The organism is Pseudomonas sp. B22129, from assembly GCF_044218875.1.
Taxonomy (GTDB): Bacteria; Pseudomonadota; Gammaproteobacteria; order Pseudomonadales; family Pseudomonadaceae; genus Aquipseudomonas.
Genome location: NZ_CP162592.1, coordinates 4,432,883 through 4,452,068 on the forward strand (window position 1 = coordinate 4,432,883; position 19,186 = coordinate 4,452,068).

Genomic DNA, 19,186 nt, shown 5'->3' on the forward strand with positions numbered 1-19,186 from the left:
GGAGCTGATGAGGGTTGGCGCTGGCTATTTACCGGGTAAATAACCGTCGCCAACACCGCTCTGAAGGAACGACTGTGCTCGTGACGCTTTGAAAACAGCTTCCAATGGATTATTGGCGCCTTACAAGGCCGGATGATTCTACGGCAAAAAAATTCTAAAGGTAAGTTGCCTCGCCAAGTTTGCAGGGTGATGAAGGTTAGACAAAGGGCTAACATGGCGCACTGTTTTGCTGATTTGCGTGTTGCTGCCCATGTCCAACCACACCATCAAGACCCCCTGCGTCGGCCTGTGCTCCACGGTTTACGGCGATCTCGTGTGCCGTGGCTGCAAGCGTTTCCACCACGAAGTGATCCAGTGGAACGGCTACAACGAAGAAGAAAAACGCGCAGTCTGGCTCAGGCTTGAGCAATTGTTGGTGCAGGTCATGGCGGGCAAGCTGGAGGTTTTCGACCCCAAGGCCCTGCGCGGGCAGCTGGAGCAGCGCAAGATTCGCTTTGTGCCGCACCAGTCCGAGTATTGCTGGGCTTACCAGTTGATCGCCCGGGGTGCGCGGGTGATTTCCAATCTGGAGGCGTATGGGATGGTGCTGTTGCCGGAGTTTCGCGACTGGGCGTTGCCGGATTTGCGTGATGCCATTGATCGAGAGTTTTTTATCCTGTCCGAGGCGCATTACCAGCGCTATATCGCGCCGGGGTTCTTGCGCGACGCACTGGCTCCCTGACTGAACCGGTCAATGTGGGAGCTGGCTTGCCTGCGATAGCGGTGTGTCTGTACCGAAAATGTCACCTGATACACCGTTATCGCAGGCAAGCCAGCTCCCACAATGGATACTCATTGTCTGGAAGGTGTTGGATCAGGCCTTGGTCGCCAACTCCTCCAGATGGTCCATCAACTCCTGAGGCTTGAGCACCAGCACATCACCTTCCACCGCATCCAGCACCACTTCCGCCGTATTCCCGATCAATGCACCCGAGATCCCGGTGCGTGCCACGGTGCCAATGATGGTTACGGCAGCATTCAATGTATGCGCCGCATGGGGTATCAGCACGTCCGCCGGGCCTTCTTCGATATGCAGATGGGTGTCGTCAATATCAAATTCGGCCTGAAATACCTTGCACTGCTCGCGGTAACGCGCCTCGATGGTTTCCTTGAGCTGGAACGTCGGGTCCGCTGCCGACAGCATCGGCGACGGATGGGCGCTGATCACATGCAGCTGCGCCTTGGCCAACCGTGCAATGTCGAAGCCGTGATCGATGATGGTGTTGTGCAGCGCCTGGTGTTCGCTGTCGCTGTTGCCCACGTCAATCGCCGCCAGCACCACTTTGCCAGCCCACGGCGTGGCGGTTTTGACCAGCAGTACCGGGGTGGGGCAGTAGCGCAGCAGCTTCCAGTCCGCAGGGGTCAGCAGGGCCTTTTTCAGCGGGCTGTCGGGGAAGTGCTGTTTGATCACCAGGCCGCAGCCTTCGGCTTGCTGCACATCAATGATGGTTTCATGCAGGCTGTCATTCCACGCCTGCTCGGTGGTCACGCTGTAGCCGTCCTCCTGCAAGCCCGATTTGAGCAGGCCGAGCAGCGCCGAGTGCTCGTGTTTCTTGTCGCACACCAGCAAGTGCAGGTGCGCGCCGGTGACCCCGGCGATCAGCTTGGCGCGCTTGAGGGCCAGGCTTTCCGAATGCTCGGGCTCGATGACCACCAAAATGCTGCGAATGGCTTGCATGCTCGGGATCTCCAGAAAAGGGGCGTGGAACAACTATAGTTGCTGGCGGGCGCACGTCATGTTGATACACATCAAGGCCGGTGGCTGGTGGTCTGCGGCGTGGTCGGTATAATCGGCGCCCTTTTGTGACGCTTTTTGCCCGTGAGCCCGATGAACCTGCCCGAAATCCACGAATTCCTCGGCTGCCGCACCCCTGACGCTTGGGTCCAGGCCGCGTTGGCCGATCAGGAAACCCTGCTGATCGACCACAAGAACTGTGAATTCAAAGCCGCCAGTACCGCGATGAGCCTGATGGCCAAGTACCACGGCCATGTCGACCTGATCAACATGATGTCGCGCCTGGCCCGTGAAGAACTGGTGCACCATGAACAAGTCATGCGCCTGATGAAAAAGCGCAAGGTCGAGCTGCGCCAATTGCACGCCGGCCGTTATGCCTCGGCGTTGCGCAAAGTGGTGCGCACCCATGAACCGGTCAAGCTGGTGGATACGCTGGTGGTCGGTGCGTTTATCGAAGCGCGCAGTTGCGAGCGTTTCGAAGCGTTGGTGCCGCATTTGGACGAAGAACTCGGCAAGTTCTACTTCGGTTTGCTCAAAAGCGAAGCGCGCCATTTTCAGGGTTATTTGAAGCTGGCGTACCAGTACGGCGACGCGAAGGACATCGCCCAGGTGATCGAGCGGGTGAGGGCGGCGGAACAGGAGCTGATCGAATCACCCGACGTCGAGTTCCGCTTTCACAGTGGCGTGCCAGCCTGAGGCGACGGCCACGCCGATCAGTGTGGTGATCCCCACGAGAAGCAGGATCACCGTCTGTGTGCCCAGCGGGGCTGCCAGCACCGCCACGAGCAAGCCTGCCAGCGGCTGGGACAGGTTGTTGAGCAAGGTGATCACACCGACGGTCTTGCCGAAATCCTGCACCGGGATCACGCGTTGGCGAATGCTGCGCTGGTACACGCTGAACATTTTGTCGAAACCGATGACCAGCAGAAAACCGAGGGTGTACACCCACAGCTGGGCGCTGATGGCGGTGAGCAAGGCCCCCAGCGTCATCATTGAATAAGACAGGCCGCCCAGTACTTTCAGGGTCAGGGTCGTGCGCGCCAGGTAAAACAGAATCACGATGGTCACCAGCGCGCCGGCCGTTTGCAACAGGGCGTAGGCATGCTCTCCCGCGGCGTATTGGCCGGTATACATGGCGGCGGACGTCGCCAGCGTGACGCCGAACACCAGGTTGACCCCCGCCGCCAGGGTAACGATGCGCCTCAACTCGGCCAGGTTGCCGATGTGCCGGAAGGCGACGCGCAACGGTTGCAGCCAGATGTCCCGGTGTTGTTCAAAGCGTTCCAGCTCCACCACGCTTGTTTTTTGCCACACGCTCATCGCCAGGTCCGCCATCACAAAAAGCCCGGCGACGGCCAGGACTACCCAATTCCAGCTCCAGGCTTGCAGCATCAGTGCGGCCACCAGCGGCCCCAGCACCAGCCCGCTCTGGTCGGCGATTTGTGAGTACGACAAGGTCTTGGTGTAGGTGTACTGTTTGAAAATGTGCGGCATCAGCACTTCCCGCGCCATGATGCCCTGGGTGGTCAGCACCCCGCACAGGGCCGAGAGGATCACCAGCCAATAAATACCGTCGAACACTGCATGAAGCGCGACCGCAACCACGCACACCAGCGCCCGGTAGATCTGGCTGATATGCAGGACCCGCACGGGTGAAAACTTGTCGCACACCGCGCCGCACACCGGAAACGCCAAAAAACGCGGCAGCGACTCAATGAAGAAGGCGAGGCCTGCCCACGACACGCTGCGGGTGGTCTGAAACACAATCAGCGGTACGATAAACAACAGAACCTGGTCCGCCAGCCGCGACAGGAACAGCGAAACAAAGAACGCCAGGTAATCCTTGCGCATACCTCTCCCTGTCAATGGCGTTAAAGACTGCGGGCTTTTTGTTAAAAACTCTTAAAAGCATGAAGCTTCGTCGGCCGGTGTTGGCCTGTTGCTTCTGCTGGTCAGCTTGCCACCTATAATGCTTGCACTTCAATCCGCGCTTGCACACTGAGAACTTATGGAAAACCTGGGTCTGGGCAAAGTCCTGCTCGTTGAGGACGATGAAAAGCTGGCAGGGCTGATCGCACACTTTTTGTCGCAACATGGTTTCGAGGTGCGGGTGGTGCACCGGGGCGATGAAGCCCTGGCTGCGTTTCTCGATTTCAAACCGAAGATCGTTGTACTCGACTTGATGTTGCCGGGCCAGAGCGGCCTGCACGTGTGCCGCGAAATTCGCAATGTGTCCGACACGCCCATCGTCATCCTGACCGCCAAGGAAGACGACCTCGACCACATCCTCGGCCTGGAATCCGGCGCCGACGATTACGTGATCAAACCCATCAAGCCGCCGGTGCTGCTCGCCCGCTTGCGTGCCTTGCAGCGCCGCCAGGTACCTGAACCCACGGTGCGTGGTTCCCTGGAGTTTGGCCGCCTGTCGATCGATCGCAGTTGCCGGGTCGTCAGCCTGGGCGGTGAGAAGATCGACCTCACCACCATGGAGTTTGAACTGCTGTGGCTGCTGGCCAGCAATTCCGGAAATATCCTTTCCCGGGACGACATCCTCAACCGCATGCGCGGCATTGCCTTCGACGGGCTTAACCGCAGCGTCGATGTGTATATCAGCAAGCTGCGCGGCAAGCTCAATGACAACCCTCGCGAGCCGGTATGCATCAAGACCATCTGGGGCAAGGGTTACCTGTTCAACCCGTTTGCGTGGGAGGTCTAGATGCTGCGGCTGTTTTTGCGCCTGTATGTGATCCTGGCGCTAGGGTTGGCGGGCGCGATCTGGCTGGTCAACTACACCTTCGATGAACTGCTTCCTGAAGCCAACGAGGTGTATAACCGCGAAGCACTGCGTGGCCCGGCCTATGGCGTTGTCGAGCAACTGCGCCCTTTGCAGGGCGCCGCCCGTGAGGCCCGCCTGGCCGAGCTTCAGCCCCATTACGGTTTGCGTCTGCAGTTGGTACAGCGTGACGCCCTGGGGTTGACGGAGCGCGAGCAGGCATTTCTCGCCGATGGCCAACTGGTGGTGCGTGGGGACTTCATGGAGTTCATCACCCGTATTGACGATGGCCCGCAACTGCTGGACATCAAGCTGCCGGAAGAGCCCAAATGGTTGTACCTGTGGGCCTACGGTTTTCTGGGTGTGAGCCTGGCGATCGTCTTGTATTTTTGGGTGCGCCCGCACTGGCGTGACCTGGAGCATATCCGCCTGGCCGCGCAGCGTTTCGGTGACAACGACCTCGGTTCACGCATCCTGCTGCCGCGCCGCTCGACCGTGCGCGAGCTGGCCGGGCACTTCAACCAGATGGCCGAACGGATCGAAAGCCTGATCGCCAACCAGCGCGAATTGACCAACGCGGTTTCACATGAATTACGTACGCCGATTGCACGCCTGTCGTTTGAGCTCGATCAGCTCAAGCAACAGGCCGACCCTCGGCAGAGCCGCGCGCTGATCGCCGACATGTATGCCGACCTTGGCGAGCTGGAAGAAATGGTCTCTGAGCTGTTGACATACGCCAGCCTGGAGCGTGGCGCCACCCAGGTCACCCGGGAAAAAATCGAGGCCCACAGTTGGCTCGACAGTGTGATCGGCAGCGTGGCGCTGGAAGCAGAGGCGGCCGGGGTGCAGTTGTCGCTGCGCACCTGTGAGGTCGACTTCATCCTGATTGAGCCGCGTTTTATGGCGAGGGCTGTGATCAACCTGCTGCGCAATGCGATTCGCTATGCCGAGCGACGGGTGGAAGTGTCGCTGGTCAAGTTTGGCAGCGGTTATGAAGTGCGTGTGAATGATGACGGCCCGGGTGTGCCGCTGGAAGGCCGGACGAAGATCTTCGAACCGTTCATGCGCCTTGATGCCAGCCGCGATCGCCGCACGGGCGGTTTCGGGCTGGGCCTGGCATTGGTCCAGCGGGTCAGCCAATGGCATGGCGGAAAGGTGGAAGTGCTGGATTCGGAGTGGGGCGGGGCGTCGTTTCGGATGACCTGGGCGTATGCCGAATGAAGGTCAAAGAGATCTAATGTGGGAGCGGGCTTGCCCGCGATAGCGGTGGACCAGTCAATGGCTTGTCAACTGACAGACCGCCATTGCAGGCAAGCCAGCTCCCACAGGTTTGATGGGGTTACCCGATCAGAAGGTGTACTCAACCATCCCCATCAGCGACGTCTGCAACCGTCGCTCCACAATCGGGCTCTTGCCTGCTTCATCCGCCAGGTACTGCACGTCCAGCAAGGTCGAGAACCGGGTGTTATCGCTGATCGGTACGCTCCACACCAGGTTCATGCCATTGCTGATGTTGCCCGCACCGGCCTTGTATTCCTTGAAACGGCTGCGCGCAGCCTGGTCGGTGGTTACGCCGTACCAGGTTTGCAGGTATTGACGGTCACCGAAGTGGCTGGTGACGCTTGCGTCGATGGAGCCGTAGTTGCCCTCGTAAAGGTTGGTGCCCAGGCTCAGTTCCAAGTGGGTGAACGCCTTGCCGTTTTCCTTGTGGTCATCGTCCTTGAGGGCGTGCTCCAGGGTGGCACCGACAATCACACCGCCCAAGTTATAGCTGGCATTGATACCCACTTGCCCGCGCGCCTTGATCTCGCCCATGCCTTTTAGGCGTTTGGAGCCTGCATGCAGGCTTTCATTTTTATCTTTGCGTGAACCACTGATACCCACATAGGTGCTGAAGCTCAGGGCATTGCCTTCGTAACCCCAGCCCAGCCCTTTGCTGGTATCGAGGAAAATCCCCCATGGGCTGACGATTGCGCCACCCACCAATGGCGCGGTCATGCGTTCGTCACTGCCACTGTAGCGAGGCAGGTTGCCGACGCCGGCCTTGAGGCTGTATTGCCAGTCTTCGGCCAGCGCGCGGTCGGCGCTGGCCAACAGGCACAGCGAGGTGAGCGACAGGCAAAGTGTTCTTGAGCGCATAAAGGTGTTCGTCCATTTTAAAAAAACAAAGGTTTGTGGGGGGATTGCGTACGTTTAAAGGAATAGCCGGAGGCGCTGAGCCCATTGACCTGGCGGCTCACGGTGTCGCCCAGGCCGTAGCCGTTGCCGGCAAGCACCGCATGAGCGTTATCGATGGGTAGCAGGATGTAGTCGGTCAGTGGTTCATCGTGCAATTGGCCGCGAATCATCAGGAAGCCGTTCTCCAGGCGCACACTGATGCCGCTCAGCGGCGCATCGGGTTCGTGGGTGTTCAGTACCTGATAGGTGCCGATGGTGTCGGCCCAGGCCGCAGGCAACGGCGGCGGGTCGATGCGTTCGCCAATGGCGATGCGCTGGCCGTGGCTGCGCGCAGTCAGCATCTGCCGGCCCTGCACCGTGATCACGTCGAGTTGCACGCGGCCCAGCTCGCCAAGGTCTTTGCGCCAAAAGCCGAAGACGGTTTTCTGCGCGCGCAGCCAGCCCTGGTCGTCGCGCAACAACTCGAAATCGAAGCCCGCCAATTCACCGGACAGGCGATGACTGTCGTCCTTGATCCGGAACACGCCCCACGCCGTGGCATAAAAGCCGGCCAGACGCTTGCGGTCGACGGCCGCCGGTACGTGGCGCAACTTGAGGCCATGGCCGGGCGCCTGGCAGTCGTCGGCGCACACGGGTTCTCCGGTTTGCGCCTGGAGCATCAGGCGCAGGGTGTCGGTGGACAGCGACACCACCATGTCCTCGGCGTTGCTGTCGTTGGCCATGATGATCACGGCCAGTTGCTGGTCGGGGAGCAGGGTCAACTGCGCGGCAAAATCATCGCCCCCGCCGCTGTGCTGCCAGGTGCGCACGCCGGGGCCGATTGGCTCATCGCCGCACGGCGCGAGGAACCAGCCCAGGCCCATCTGGCAATCGAAGTCGAGGGCGTTGCCGGTGTTTTGCTGGGTGAACATTTCGTCGATCGACGCGCTGCCCACGACCTGCTTGCCTTTGTACACGCCTTTGGCGAACAGCATCTGCACGTAGCGGCTGAGGTCTCTGGGGCTCGCCCACAACCCGCTGGAGGCCAGGTCACGCACTTGGGCGTCGCTGCTGGCCACGCCGTCTTCGTAACCCAAGGCACGGAAGCTCAGCTGTGTGCCGGTGCCGACAAAACTCGACTGGTTCATTTCCAGTGGCTTGAGCAGGCGGCTTTGCAGTTGGGCTTCGAAGCTTTTACCGCTGCTGCGCTCGATTGCCGCGCCAACCAGTGAGTAGCCCAGGTTGGAGTACGCCACCTGGGCGCCCGGTGGGCTGCTCAACCAGACGCCGGAGACGCGCATCGGCATCTGGCCCATGGCGTAGGTGCTGCGCAGGTCACGCAGGTGTTCACTGGGCAGGCCGGATTGGTGGCTCAGCAGGCGCCGCAAGGTGATATCGCGGTCTGCCGCGCCTTGGTCGCTATGGAAGCGCGAACGGACGTAGAACTCGCGCAGGGTTTGCTGGATCGGCGCGTCCAGGGCCAGCCGTTGCTGCTCCACCAGCTGCAGCGCTGCCGTCGCGGTCAGCAGCTTGGAAATGCCCCCGGCGCGAAAAGCCGTGTTCGGCGTCACCGGCACGCCCTGGGCCTTGTCCGCCAGGCCGAAGCCCCGCGCCCAGATCAGCTCCTGGCCGTTGACCAGGGCAATCGACAACCCGGCGATATTGTCCTGCGCCATCTCCCGGGGAATACGCGCTTGCAGGTAACGAATGATCGCGCCGTAGTCACCTTTTGGAACCGACGGCGGGGCGGGCGGTTGCACGTGGCAACCGAGAGTGCCCAACAGACAACCCATCAGTGGAATACCGCGCAATGTACGTAGCATGAAGAGCACCCGGAAGGTGATTTGGATGCTCAAATGCTAGGGGGGCATGGCTCGGAGGTCTTTGAGAGCTTTGTCGAGAAACTGTCAAAGACTGTTAACTAGCGGGTCAACCCCAGCCGCTCGTGCCACTCGGCAATGGACGCTTCGGGGTATTCGTCGAACTGCAAATCGCCCTTGCGGACACTGACTTCAACCCACGGCGCCTTGGATCCGAGCATCAAATGGGTGTGCTGCGGCGGCACTGGCAACGGCGTATCGATGGCCGAGGCAAACGGGTGGATCAGCTGCGGCCACTCGGGGCTGAACAGCCACAGGGCGCTGCCGCACTGCGAGCAGAAGTGCCGCTCGGCCGTGCTGGCATGGGCGCGGCTGGCGCCGTCCGGCTTGAGCCGGGCGTGGTAGATGGAAATCTGCTTGCGGCCTTGTACCTTCAAGCTGTCAGTGTCACCGGCCAGGTTGATCGCATAGCCGCCACCGCCCTGGGTCTTGCGGCAGATCGAGCAGTAGCAGCGCTGGTAGGGGTAGGGGTGGGCGCTGTTCAGGCTGAACGTCACGGCGCCGCAGTGGCAGGATCCTTCTAATTTCATGGGGCGTCTCCTCGGGCAAGGTGACTGGTCAGCTTAGGCGCTCTCGGGCATCAAGGTGGCAATCAATGCGCGAATGGTACCGGGCAACGCCTCAAGCTCGCGCACCAGGATGCTGCGCTCGCGAATCGCCCAGGGTTCGTCCAGTTTCACCGCGACCAGTTGCATGGTCCGGCTGTGCCGGATGGCGGCGGACTCGGGGATGATCCCGATCCCCACTCCTGCCTCGACCATCCGGCAGATCGCCTCGAAGCTCGACACCTGGATGCGCAGCGACAAATGTTTGCCCAGGCGCTCCACGTGTTCACGCAAAAAGGTCAACAACGTACTGCCTTCATGCAGGCCGATGTGTTGGTAAGCCAGCGTTTGCTCCAGGGTCACCGACGGTTGCTGCGCCAACGGATGCCCCACGGGCACCATCAGTACCAGTTCATCCGTGCTGAAATGCAGCACCTGCAAACCCGCCGCTTCCACGGGGCCGGCGATGATGCCCATGTCGCTGGTGCCATCCAGCACGCCGCGCACGATATCGCGGGACAAGCGTTCCTGCAGGTCGACGGTCACGCCGGGGCGTTGTGACAGGAAGCCGGCGAGCACTTCGGGCAAGAATTCGGTGACTGCCGTGGTGTTGGCAAAGATGCGGATATGCCCGGCCGAATCCACGCCGTATTGGGTGAACTCGCTTTTGAGGTAATCCACCTGGCGCATGATCAGCCGCGCATGGTGCAGCAGGCGTTCGCCCGCTGGAGTGATCTCCACGCCACGGCTGTCGCGGTACAGCAGGCGGGTGTCGAGCTGGCCTTCGAGCGCCTTGATCCGCGCACTGGCGGCGGCCGGCGAGAGGAATGCGCGCTTGGCGCCTTGGGTCAGGCTGGGGGATTCGGCGATGTGGATAAACAGGCGCAGGTCGGCCAGATCGAAGTGCATGAGGGCTCCGGGTGCAATACAAATCTCATCACAATGAAGATCCAAGTGTGGGAGCGGGCTTGCTCGCGAATACGGTGTATCAGCTACAAATGTGTTGACTGACACACTGCTTTCGCGAGCAAGCCCGCTCCCACATTAAACAGAGGTGTAGCAGGTGGCGTTCAGCATAACCGAACGCTGGTTTATTGAAATGCAAATTCTCAGAACGGGCAGGCGCTTGCATGATCCGGTGCAGACACTCACTGCCCGAGGACATGCCCCCGATGAGCGCCACCGATTGGATCGGCCGAAGCGAAACCGCCCACGACCACCTGAGCCATAACCTGCTCAAGCGTATTGCCGCGACTTTGGGTGAGGAAGTGCCCGAAGACGGCGCGGACGTCCCGCCGCTGTGGCAGTGGTGTTTCTTTCAGGACCCGCTACCGGAAACGGCCCTGGGTACTGACGGCCACCCGGCCCGGGGTGGCTTCCTGCCGCCGGCCGACAATCGCAACCGCATGTGGGCCGGTGGGCGCATCGAGTTTTTACATGCACTGCGTGCCGGTGAGGCGGCCACCCGGGTGTCCACGATCACGCAAGTCGAAGAAAAGACCGGGCGCACCGGCTCGTTGCTGTTCGTCACGGTGCGCCATGACTATTCCCAGGGCGGCCGCCTGGCCATCCGTGAAGAACAAGACATCGTCTACCGCGAACCTACGCCGCCCAAACAAGGCAGCGGCGAGGCGCTGGGGCAGGGCGAATGGGCTGAGGCCGTCGACCCCACGCCCACCTTGCTGTTTCGCTACAGCGCGGTGACCTTCAACGGCCACCGCATTCACTACGACTACCCCTATGTCACCGGCACCGAAGGCTATTCGGGCCTGGTGGTGCACGGGCCGCTGATCGCCACCTTGAGCCTGCGCGCCTTTTGCCGCGCACACCCGCAAGCCTCCTTGCGCCGGTTCGCCTATCGCGGCGTGCGCCCCTTGATCGCGCCACAGCCGTTTGAAGTCGCAGGGCGTGTCACGCACAACGGCGTCGCCGAGCTGTGGGCCGGCAATGCCGACGGCTTGGCGCAAACAGCTGAAGTCCACTTCGAATAATCACAGAACAACAGGCGGAGAGCCGTAAATGAACCCGAATGACAATGAAGAACTCAACGCCATCCGCGAAGGCGTGCGCGCCTTGTGCGCCGAGTTCGATGCCGCTTACTGGCGCAAGGTTGATGAGGAAAAGGGCTTCCCTGAAGCCTTCGTCAAGGCGCTGACCGACGCCGGCTGGCTGTCGGCGATGATCCCGGAAGCGTACGGCGGCTCGGGCCTGGGGCTGGCCGAAGCCTCGGTGATTCTTGAAGAGGTGAACCGCTGCGGCGGCAACTCCGGCACCGTGCACGGCCAGATGTACAACATGTTCACCCTGTTGCGGCACGGCAGCGAAGCACAGAAACGTTTCTACCTGCCCAAGCTCGCCAGCGGCGAATTGCGCCTGCAATCGATGGCCGTGACCGAGCCCACCACCGGCACCGACACCACCAAGATCAAGACCACCGCCATCAAACGCGGCGACAAATACCTGATCAACGGCCAGAAGGTTTGGATTTCGCGGGTTCAGCACTCCGACCTGATGATCCTGCTGGCACGCACCACGCCGCTGGCCGAGGTGAAGAAAAAGTCCGAAGGCATGTCGATCTTCCTGGTCGACCTGCGCGAGGCCATCGGCAACGGCCTGACGGTGCAGCCCATCGCCAATATGGTCAACCACGAAACCAACGAACTGTTTTTCGACAACCTGGAGCTGCCCCTCGACAGCCTGATCGGCGAGGAGGGTAAAGGCTTCAAATACATCCTCGACGGCCTCAACGCCGAACGCACCTTGATCGCCGCCGAGTGCATCGGCGACGGCCGCTGGTTTATCGAGAAGGCCAGCGCCTATGCCCGCGACCGCGTGGTGTTTGGCCGGCCTATCGGCCAGAACCAGGGCGTGCAGTTCCCGATTGCCGAAGCGCATATCGAGATTGAAGCGGCGGACCTGATGCGCTGGCGTGCCTGTGAGGAATACGACAGCGGCAAGAATGCCGGGGCCAGCGCCAACATGGCCAAGTACCTGGCCGCCAAAGCTTCGTGGGAAGCGGCCAACGCCTGCCTGCAAACCCACGGCGGTTTCGGGTTTGCCTGTGAGTACGACGTGGAGCGCAAATTCCGCGAGACGCGCCTGTACCAGGTGGCGCCGATTTCCACCAACCTGATCCTGTCCTACGTGGCCGAGCATCTGCTCGAACTGCCACGCAGTTTTTGAGGAATCGACCATGAGCCATACCCAAGCCTTGTGTCGGTTTCTGGCCGATTTGAGCTATGCGCAATTACCCGAAAACGTGCTGGCGCGCACCGAAGACCTGTACCTGGACTGGCTCGCCTCGGCGCTGGCCAGCAAGGGCGCACACCCGATTCCGCTGTTTGAGCGCTATGCGCAAACGATGGGCCCGGCCAATGGCCCGGCGCAGGTGATCGTCAACGGCGGCAGCAGCAGCGCCTATTTCGCTGCGTTGGTCAACGGCGCTTCGTCCCATCTGGTGGAGCAGGATGACCTGCACAACAGCTCCGTGCTGCACCCGGCAACGGTGGTGTTCCCCGCCGCGCTCGCTGCCGCACAAGACCTCGGAAAATCCGGCCGCGACTTGCTGCTGGCCTCGGTCGCCGGCTATGAAGCCGGGATTCGCATCGGCGAATTCATGGGCCGCTCTCACTACCGCATCTTTCACACCACGGCGACGGTCGGCACGCTCGCGGCGGCAGTGGCCGTGGGCAAGCTGCTGGGTTTCAACGAAGAGCAGTTCATCAACCTGCTCGGCAGCGCCGGCACTCAGGCCGCCGGGCTCTGGGAGTTTCTGCGCGATGCCGCCGACTCCAAGCAACTGCACACGGCCAAGGCGGCGGCGGATGGTTTGCTTGCTGCGTACTTGACCGCCGACGGGCTGACCGGTGCGCGCAATATTCTCGAGGGCGACCAGGGTATGGCCGCCGGCATGTCCAGTGATGCCGAACCGGCCAAATTGTCCGCCGGTCTGGGCAGCCGCTGGGCGCTGCTGGAAACGTCGTTCAAGTTCCACGCCTCGTGCCGCCACACCCATCCGGCGGCCGATGCGCTGTTGGACCTGATGCAGCGCGAAGGCCTCACTGCCGCTGACATCACCCACGTGGAAACGCGCGTGCACCAGGGCGCCATCGATGTGCTCGGCCGCGTGAAGGTGCCGGCCTCTGTGCATCAGGCCAAATTTTCCATGGGCACGGTGCTCGGCCTGATCGCCGTGCACGGCAAGGCTGGGTTGACCGAATTTCACCAGATGGCGCTGACCGAACCTGCGGTTTGCGTTTTCCGCGACAAGGTCAGCATGACCCTCGACCCCGAGGTCGACAGCGCCTACCCGCAACGCTGGCTGGGCCGCGTCACCGTCACCACCACGGATGGCCGCACGCTGCTCGGCGCGATTGACGAGCCCAAGGGCGATCCGGGCAACACGCTGAGTCGCGCGGAGCTGGCGGACAAGTTCCAGCGCCTGACCCAATTCAGCCACGCGCGCACCCCGGCCCAGGCCGATGCACTGATCGAAAAGGTGTGGAACCTGCGTAACGCGGCGTCCATGGCCCACTGGCTTTGAGGAATTGTCATGACTAATCAGCGACCACTGGACGGCATCACCGTTGTCAGCCTGGAACACGCGATTGCTGCGCCGTTCTGCACCCGCCAATTGGCGGACCTGGGCGCCCGCGTGATCAAGATCGAACGCCCGGGCGCGGGTGACTTTGCGCGCGGTTATGACGAACGCGTGCGTGGCCTGGCTTCACATTTCGTGTGGACCAACCGCTCCAAGGAAAGCCTGACCCTGGACCTGAAGCAGGACGAGGCCGGCGACATCCTTGAAACCCTGCTGGCCGACGCCGACGTACTGGTGCAAAACCTCGCACCCGGCGCGGCGGCGCGCATGGGCCTGTCGTTCGAGGCGCTGCAGGCGCGTTTTCCGCGGCTGATCGTCTGCGATATTTCCGGCTATGGCGAAGGCGGGCCGTACGAAAAGAAGAAAGCCTATGACCTGCTGATCCAGAGCGAAGGCGGCTTTCTTTCGGTGACCGGTGGCCCCGGTGAGGACCAGATGGCCAAGGCCGGATGTTCCATCGCCGACATCTCGGCCGGCATGTATGCCTACAGCGGCATCCTGTCGGCGCTGCTCTTGCGCGGCAAAACCGGCAAGGGCAGCCGCATCGACGTCAGCATGCTCGAAAGCCTGGTGGAGTGGATGGGTTACCCGATGTACTACGCCTTCGACGGTGCGCCACAGCCACCGCGTGCCGGAGCGGCGCATTCGACGATTTATCCCTATGGGCCGTTTCCCACTGGCGACGGCGGCACGGTGATGCTCGGTTTGCAGAATGAACGCGAATGGGCGGCGTTCTGTGACAAGGTGCTGCTCACGCCGGAACTGGCGACCGATGAGCATTTCTCGGCCAACTTCAAACGCTCGGCCAACCGTGAGGTGCTGCGCCAGATCATTGTCGACAGCTTCGCGGCACTGGACGCCGAGGCGGTGATCCAGCGCCTGGAAGATGCACAGATCGCCAGCGCCCGGGTCAACGACATGCAAGGCGTGTGGGACCACCCGCAGCTCAAGGCGCGGGACAGTTGGCGCGAAGTCGACAGCCCCTCCGGGCCATTGCCATCGCTGCTGCCGCCGGCGCGCAATGCCGCGTTTACTCCGCGCATGGATGCGGTGCCGGCATTGGGCGAGCACAGTGAAGGCATTCTCGATCAGTTGGGTTATTCCACCGAAACCATCGCCAACCTCAAAACACGCGGAGTCATCTGACCCCTGTGGGAGCTGGCTTGCCTGCGATGGCGCCCAAGAGAGCACTGCAAGCCTCAAGGCCCTCATCGCAGGCAAGCCAGCTCCCACATTGGACCGTGATAACAAGGACATTCAGTCATGCCAAACCCTCTTGTGCGCTCTGCACTGTTTGTACCCGGAAGCCGTCCGGAGCGGTTCACCAAAGCCTTGGCCAGCGGCGCCGATGCGGTGATTGTGGATTTTGAAGATGCGGTGGAAGAGCCGCTCAAGCGTCAGGCGCGGGACAACCTTGGCGCGTTTTTGACGGCCAATCCGGATGCCCGCGTGTGGGTGCGCATCAATGCGCCTGAACACGCTGAGCATTTTGAAGATGTGGCGTTCTGCAAAGCCCATTCAAACGTGTCAGGTGTATTGCTGCCGAAAGTGGAAAGCGCAGCCCAGGTGGCCGTGGTCGCCGCCACGGGTAAAGTGATCTGGCCGATTATCGAAAGTGCGCGAGGGCTGTTGGCCGTGGCTGAAATCGCCCGTGCGCCCCAGGTGCAGCGCCTGTCGTTCGGCGGCCTGGATTTGGCGTTGGACCTGAACCTGAGCAGCCAATCAGCCGCCGCGAACTTCGCTCTTGACCAGGCGCGGTTGGCGCTGATCGTCCATTCGCGCGCTGCGGGTTTGGTCGCACCGCTGGACGGCGTGCACCCGGCCATCGACGACCCCGAGGGCTTGCGCCGCTCAATCCGGCATGCCTATGAAATGGGGTTTGCCGGTGCGCTGTGTATTCATCCCAAACAGGTGGCGGTGATTCATGACGCGCTGGCGCCGAGTGCGGCAGATTTGGCCTGGGCCAAACGCGTGGTAGACGGTGGAGCACACGGGGCAGGGGCCTATCAGATTGACGGGCAGATGGTGGATGCGCCGGTGTTGCTGCGGGCACAGAGGTTGCTGGCAGCCCAGCTCTAACTGACGAAACCGAATCAAACTGTGGGAGCTGGCTTGCCTGCGATAGCGGTGTATCAGCCAAAAAATTCTCTGCCTGACCTATCGCTATCGCAGGCAAGCCAGCTCCCACACTCAGTCTCTAATCGGTGTTCGCCTGCGCCGAACGCAGGTATCTAAAATTCGAAATTCACTACACGCGTCACATCAGGCACCTTGCCCTACAACACAACAATAAGAAGGTGATTTCCCCATGCTCAAGCTCTCCCGGGCGCTGCTGTGCGCCGCCACTTTGTTTGCCGCGGGCCTGGCCCAGGCGGCGGACCCGATTGTGATCAAGTTCGCCCACGTGGTCGCCGAAAACACCCCCAAAGGCCAGGGCGCGCTGCTGTTCAAGAAGCTTGCCGAAGAACGCCTGCCGGGCCGGGTCAAGGTCGAGGTGTACCCGAACTCCTCGCTGTTCGGCGATGGCAAGGAGATGGAAGCACTGCTGCTGGGCGATGTGCAGATGCTCGCGCCGTCCCTGGCCAAATTCGAGCAATACACCAAGCAAGTGCAGATTTATGACCTGCCGTTCCTGTTCAACGACCTGGCGGCTGTCGACCGCTTCCAGGCCGCTCAGGGCAAGGCCTTGCTGACCTCGATGCAGGACAAGAACATCCTCGGCCTGGCTTATTGGCACAACGGCCTCAAGCAACTCTCCTCGAACAAAGCCCTGCATGAACCCAAGGACGCCCGTGGCCTGAAATTCCGCGTGCAGGCCTCCAGCGTATTGGAAGAACAGTTCAAGGCGATCCGCGCTAACCCGCGCAAGATGAGCTTCGCCGAGGTGTACCAGGGGCTGCAGACCGGCACCGTGAATGGCACCGAGAACACCTGGTCGAACTATGAAAGCCAGAAGGTCAACGAGGTGCAGAAGTACTTCACCGAGTCCAACCATGGCCTGATCGATTACATGGTGATCACCAACGCCAAGTTCTGGAACGGCCTGCCACCGGATATCCGCAGCACCCTGGACCAGATCATGGTCGAGGTCACCGTCGAGGTGAACAAACAGGCTGAAGCGCTGAACCAGTCGGCCAAGCAGAAGATCATTGACGCCAAGACCAGCGAAATCATCGAACTGACCCCCGAGCAACGCCAGTTGTGGCGCGAGGCGATGCGCCCGGTGTGGCAGAAGTTCGAGGGTGAGATTGGTGCGGACCTGATCAAGGCGGCGGACGCCTCCAACCAGTGATCGTTTGAGCGACGCTGATCAAATGTGGGAGCTGGCTTGCCTGCGATAGCGGTTTGTCTGATGCACCGCTATCGCAGGCAAGCCAGCTCCCACAGAGATCTTCTTCCACAGTTTGACCCGGTTTCCATCCCGACATCATTCCCGCTTCGCGAGGTTTTGCCATGCAAACGCTAAGGCGCGTCTGGGAGCACCTGGAGGAAGGGTTCATTGCCTTCCTGCTGGCCGCCATGACCCTGGTGACATTCGTCTACGTCATGCTCAACAACATCTACACGCTGTTCTTTTCCCTGGCCGACAAGTGGGCCTTGAGCAGCACCTTCTTCAACGCGCTGGGCGACCACACCATGACCTGGGCCCAGGACATGACCTGGAGCGTGGCGCTGACCAAGGCCATGTTCGGTTGGCTGATTTTCTTTGGTATTTCTTACGGTGTGCGCACTGCCGGCCACCTCGGCGTGGACGCGCTGGTCAAGCTGACCAAGCGCCCGGTGCAACGCCTGCTCGGCATGCTCGCCTGCCTGTGTTGCCTGGCCTATGCCGGGCTGTTCATGGTCGCCAGCTACAAGTGGGTCAGTGCGGTGATGAGTGCGCATATCGGTGCCGAAGACCTTGACCAATATGGCGTCGACGTCGGCGACATCGTGATCATCGTACCCATCGGTTTTGCCCTGGTGTTTATCCGCTACCTGGAAATCTTCTACCGCATATTCACCCACCGTCAGGTCGGGTTGGGCCTGGCCGACGAAGCCGGTGAAGCCAGCAAGTTGGCCGGCAGCCATGAGGAGCGTCACTGATGGCCGTGCTCTGTCTGTTTTTACTGCTGTTTGTGTTCATGTTCCTCGGCGTGCCCATCGCGATTTCCCTTGGGCTGTCAGGTGCGGTATCGATCCTGATGTTCAGCCAGGACTCGGTGAGTTCGCTGGCGATCAAGCTGTTTGAAACCTCTGACGCCTACACCTTCCTGGCGATTCCGTTCTTCCTGCTCTCCGGCGCGTTCATGACCACCGGCGGCGTAGCACAGCGGCTGATCGACTTCGCCAACGCCTGTGTCGGCCACATCCGTGGCGGCTTGGCGATTGCGGCAGTGCTGGCCTGCATGCTGTTTGCCGCGCTGTCCGGTTCATCGCCGGCCACGGTGGCGGCGGTGGGTTCGATTGCGGTGGCGGGCATGGTGCGCTCCGGGTACCCGAAGGAATTCGGCGCGGGGATCATCTGCAACGCCGGTACGCTGGGCATCCTGATTCCGCCGTCGATTGTGATGGTGGTGTACTCGGCGGCCACCGAAACTTCGGTCGGCAAGCTGTTTATGGCCGGGGTGATTCCGGGGCTGCTGTTGGGTTTGATGCTGATGGTCGCGATCTATATCGTCGCGCGCATCAAGAAGCTGCCGGCCCAGCCACGCGCGACGTTTCGCGAATGGCTGACCTGCGCCCGCCGTGCGTTCTGGGGCTTGCTGTTGCTGGTGATTATCCTCGGCGGCATCTACAGCGGCATGTTCACGCCGACGGAAGCGGCGGCGGTGGCGGCAGTGTATTCGGCGTTTGTGGCCTTGTTCATCTACAAGGACATGAAGCTGCGCGACTGCCCCAAGGTGCTGCTCGAGTCTGGGCGCCTGGCGATCATGCTGATGTTTATCATCGCCAACGCCATGCTGTTTGCCCATGTGCTGACCACCGAACAGATCCCCCAGGAAATCACCGCGTGGGTGATCTCTGAAGGGCTGACGCCGATTGGCTTTTTGATCATGGTCAACATCGTGCTGCTGGTGGCCGGCAGCTTTATGGAACCGTCTGCCATCGTGCTGATCCTGGCGCCGATTTTCTTCCCGATTGCCATGAAGCTGGGGATCGACCCGATTCACCTGGGGATTGTGATGGTGGTCAACATGGAGATTGGCCTGGTGCACCCGCCGGTGGGGTTGAACCTGTTTGTGACCTCGGCGGTGACGGGCTTGAGCCTGGGGCAGACGATTCGCGCGGCGTTGCCGTGGTTGATGATTTTGTTGGTGTTCCTGATCATGGTTACGTATTTGCCGTTTATCTCGCTGGCACTGCCGCACTGGCTTGGTATGTAATTAAGCCACTGCGCAAAAACAATGTGGGAGCCGGGCTTGCCCGCGATGACGGTGTATCAGTGCCAAGTGTATTGGCTGACACACCGTCATC

Annotated in this window: 18 protein-coding genes; 12 read left to right on the plus strand and 6 right to left on the minus strand. The window is 61.2% G+C overall.

The features are described from left to right. Positions 1-250: 250 nt before the first annotated feature. Positions 251-721 (plus strand): DUF1289 domain-containing protein, encoded by a 471-nt coding sequence (locus AB4P94_RS20425; RefSeq protein WP_395607141.1) that lies wholly within the window; start codon positions 251-253, stop codon positions 719-721. Between the two features lie 132 nt (positions 722-853). Here the strand turns inward: AB4P94_RS20425 and AB4P94_RS20430 are convergent, their stop codons facing one another. Beyond that, on the minus strand, positions 854-1,717 hold the full coding sequence (locus AB4P94_RS20430) for a universal stress protein (RefSeq protein WP_395607142.1): 864 nt from the start codon (positions 1,715-1,717) through the stop codon (positions 854-856). Between the two features lie 150 nt (positions 1,718-1,867). Between AB4P94_RS20430 and AB4P94_RS20435 the strand changes: the two genes are divergently transcribed. Then, positions 1,868-2,470: a tRNA-(ms[2]io[6]A)-hydroxylase gene (locus AB4P94_RS20435; RefSeq protein ID WP_395607143.1), complete on the plus strand. Its 603-nt coding sequence runs from the start codon at positions 1,868-1,870 to the stop codon at positions 2,468-2,470. Here AB4P94_RS20435 and AB4P94_RS20440 read toward each other — a convergent pair. After that, positions 2,426-3,625 (minus strand): MFS transporter, encoded by a 1,200-nt coding sequence (locus AB4P94_RS20440; protein ID WP_395607144.1) that lies wholly within the window; start codon positions 3,623-3,625, stop codon positions 2,426-2,428. The two genes, AB4P94_RS20435 and AB4P94_RS20440, sit on opposite strands and share 45 nt — an antisense overlap. 157 nt (positions 3,626-3,782) lie before the next feature. On the opposite strand from AB4P94_RS20440, the gene AB4P94_RS20445 reads away from it, so the two are divergent. Further along, the gene (locus AB4P94_RS20445) at positions 3,783-4,490 is read left to right on the plus strand and encodes a winged helix-turn-helix domain-containing protein (protein ID WP_395607145.1); all 708 of its coding nucleotides are present in this window, start codon (positions 3,783-3,785) and stop codon (positions 4,488-4,490) included. Continuing rightward, on the plus strand, positions 4,491-5,768 hold the full coding sequence (locus AB4P94_RS20450; RefSeq protein ID WP_395607146.1) for an ATP-binding protein: 1,278 nt from the start codon (positions 4,491-4,493) through the stop codon (positions 5,766-5,768). Between the two features lie 126 nt (positions 5,769-5,894). On the opposite strand, the gene AB4P94_RS20455 is transcribed toward AB4P94_RS20450, so the two are convergent. The 4 genes from AB4P94_RS20455 to AB4P94_RS20470 form a co-directional block, all read right to left on the minus strand. After that, on the minus strand, positions 5,895-6,686 hold the full coding sequence (locus AB4P94_RS20455; protein ID WP_395607147.1) for a MipA/OmpV family protein: 792 nt from the start codon (positions 6,684-6,686) through the stop codon (positions 5,895-5,897). A gap of 17 nt (positions 6,687-6,703) precedes the next feature. Next, positions 6,704-8,527: a serine hydrolase domain-containing protein gene (locus tag AB4P94_RS20460; RefSeq protein ID WP_395607148.1), complete on the minus strand. Its 1,824-nt coding sequence runs from the start codon at positions 8,525-8,527 to the stop codon at positions 6,704-6,706. A 98-nt stretch (positions 8,528-8,625) separates the two neighbouring features. Further along, positions 8,626-9,114, minus strand: coding sequence for a GFA family protein (locus AB4P94_RS20465; RefSeq protein WP_395607149.1), 489 nt, complete (start codon positions 9,112-9,114; stop codon positions 8,626-8,628). A gap of 33 nt (positions 9,115-9,147) precedes the next feature. Then, positions 9,148-10,038: a LysR family transcriptional regulator gene (locus tag AB4P94_RS20470; RefSeq protein ID WP_395607150.1), complete on the minus strand. Its 891-nt coding sequence runs from the start codon at positions 10,036-10,038 to the stop codon at positions 9,148-9,150. A 263-nt stretch (positions 10,039-10,301) separates the two neighbouring features. Here AB4P94_RS20470 and AB4P94_RS20475 point away from each other — a divergent pair, with 263 nt between their 5' ends. The 8 genes from AB4P94_RS20475 to dctM all read left to right on the plus strand — a co-directional run bounded on the left by AB4P94_RS20475 (position 10,302) and on the right by dctM (position 19,095). Beyond that, positions 10,302-11,120, plus strand: a complete 819-nt coding sequence (locus tag AB4P94_RS20475) for a MaoC family dehydratase N-terminal domain-containing protein (protein WP_395607151.1) — start codon at positions 10,302-10,304, stop codon at positions 11,118-11,120. 28 nt (positions 11,121-11,148) lie between these two features. Continuing rightward, complete coding sequence (locus AB4P94_RS20480) at positions 11,149-12,312, plus strand: acyl-CoA dehydrogenase family protein (protein WP_395607152.1); 1,164 nt, start codon at positions 11,149-11,151, stop codon at positions 12,310-12,312. A 10-nt stretch (positions 12,313-12,322) separates the two neighbouring features. Next, positions 12,323-13,672, plus strand: coding sequence for an MmgE/PrpD family protein (locus AB4P94_RS20485; protein ID WP_395607153.1), 1,350 nt, complete (start codon positions 12,323-12,325; stop codon positions 13,670-13,672). 9 nt (positions 13,673-13,681) lie between these two features. Next, positions 13,682-14,875, plus strand: coding sequence for a CaiB/BaiF CoA transferase family protein (locus tag AB4P94_RS20490; RefSeq protein ID WP_395607154.1), 1,194 nt, complete (start codon positions 13,682-13,684; stop codon positions 14,873-14,875). Between the two features lie 117 nt (positions 14,876-14,992). After that, on the plus strand, positions 14,993-15,808 hold the full coding sequence (locus AB4P94_RS20495; protein ID WP_395607155.1) for an HpcH/HpaI aldolase/citrate lyase family protein: 816 nt from the start codon (positions 14,993-14,995) through the stop codon (positions 15,806-15,808). Positions 15,809-16,037: 229 nt separating this feature from the next. Next, positions 16,038-17,021, plus strand: coding sequence for a TRAP transporter substrate-binding protein (locus tag AB4P94_RS20500; protein WP_395607156.1), 984 nt, complete (start codon positions 16,038-16,040; stop codon positions 17,019-17,021). A 161-nt stretch (positions 17,022-17,182) separates the two neighbouring features. Continuing rightward, positions 17,183-17,815 (plus strand): TRAP transporter small permease, encoded by a 633-nt coding sequence (locus tag AB4P94_RS20505; RefSeq protein ID WP_395607157.1) that lies wholly within the window; start codon positions 17,183-17,185, stop codon positions 17,813-17,815. After that, positions 17,815-19,095: a C4-dicarboxylate TRAP transporter large permease protein DctM gene (gene dctM / locus AB4P94_RS20510; RefSeq protein WP_395607158.1), complete on the plus strand. Its 1,281-nt coding sequence runs from the start codon at positions 17,815-17,817 to the stop codon at positions 19,093-19,095. The genes AB4P94_RS20505 and dctM overlap by 1 nt, the downstream gene beginning before the upstream one ends. The last annotated feature ends 91 nt before the right edge of the window (positions 19,096-19,186 follow it).

Coding starts and splice junctions, on each gene's coding strand:
- AB4P94_RS20430 (WP_395607142.1), bottom strand. CDS start 1,717: ATGCAAGCCATTCGCAGCATTTTGGTGGTCATCGAGCCCGAGCATTCG.
- AB4P94_RS20500 (WP_395607156.1), top strand. CDS start 16,038: ATGCTCAAGCTCTCCCGGGCGCTGCTGTGCGCCGCCACTTTGTTTGCC.
- AB4P94_RS20485 (WP_395607153.1), top strand. CDS start 12,323: ATGAGCCATACCCAAGCCTTGTGTCGGTTTCTGGCCGATTTGAGCTAT.
- AB4P94_RS20440 (WP_395607144.1), bottom strand. CDS start 3,625: ATGCGCAAGGATTACCTGGCGTTCTTTGTTTCGCTGTTCCTGTCGCGG.
- dctM (WP_395607158.1), top strand. CDS start 17,815: ATGGCCGTGCTCTGTCTGTTTTTACTGCTGTTTGTGTTCATGTTCCTC.
- AB4P94_RS20465 (WP_395607149.1), bottom strand. CDS start 9,114: ATGAAATTAGAAGGATCCTGCCACTGCGGCGCCGTGACGTTCAGCCTG.
- AB4P94_RS20475 (WP_395607151.1), top strand. CDS start 10,302: ATGAGCGCCACCGATTGGATCGGCCGAAGCGAAACCGCCCACGACCAC.
- AB4P94_RS20455 (WP_395607147.1), bottom strand. CDS start 6,686: ATGCGCTCAAGAACACTTTGCCTGTCGCTCACCTCGCTGTGCCTGTTG.
- AB4P94_RS20460 (WP_395607148.1), bottom strand. CDS start 8,527: ATGCTACGTACATTGCGCGGTATTCCACTGATGGGTTGTCTGTTGGGC.
- AB4P94_RS20470 (WP_395607150.1), bottom strand. CDS start 10,038: ATGCACTTCGATCTGGCCGACCTGCGCCTGTTTATCCACATCGCCGAA.
- AB4P94_RS20490 (WP_395607154.1), top strand. CDS start 13,682: ATGACTAATCAGCGACCACTGGACGGCATCACCGTTGTCAGCCTGGAA.
- AB4P94_RS20480 (WP_395607152.1), top strand. CDS start 11,149: ATGAACCCGAATGACAATGAAGAACTCAACGCCATCCGCGAAGGCGTG.
- AB4P94_RS20445 (WP_395607145.1), top strand. CDS start 3,783: ATGGAAAACCTGGGTCTGGGCAAAGTCCTGCTCGTTGAGGACGATGAA.
- AB4P94_RS20505 (WP_395607157.1), top strand. CDS start 17,183: ATGCAAACGCTAAGGCGCGTCTGGGAGCACCTGGAGGAAGGGTTCATT.
- AB4P94_RS20495 (WP_395607155.1), top strand. CDS start 14,993: ATGCCAAACCCTCTTGTGCGCTCTGCACTGTTTGTACCCGGAAGCCGT.
- AB4P94_RS20435 (WP_395607143.1), top strand. CDS start 1,868: ATGAACCTGCCCGAAATCCACGAATTCCTCGGCTGCCGCACCCCTGAC.
- AB4P94_RS20450 (WP_395607146.1), top strand. CDS start 4,491: ATGCTGCGGCTGTTTTTGCGCCTGTATGTGATCCTGGCGCTAGGGTTG.
- AB4P94_RS20425 (WP_395607141.1), top strand. CDS start 251: ATGTCCAACCACACCATCAAGACCCCCTGCGTCGGCCTGTGCTCCACG.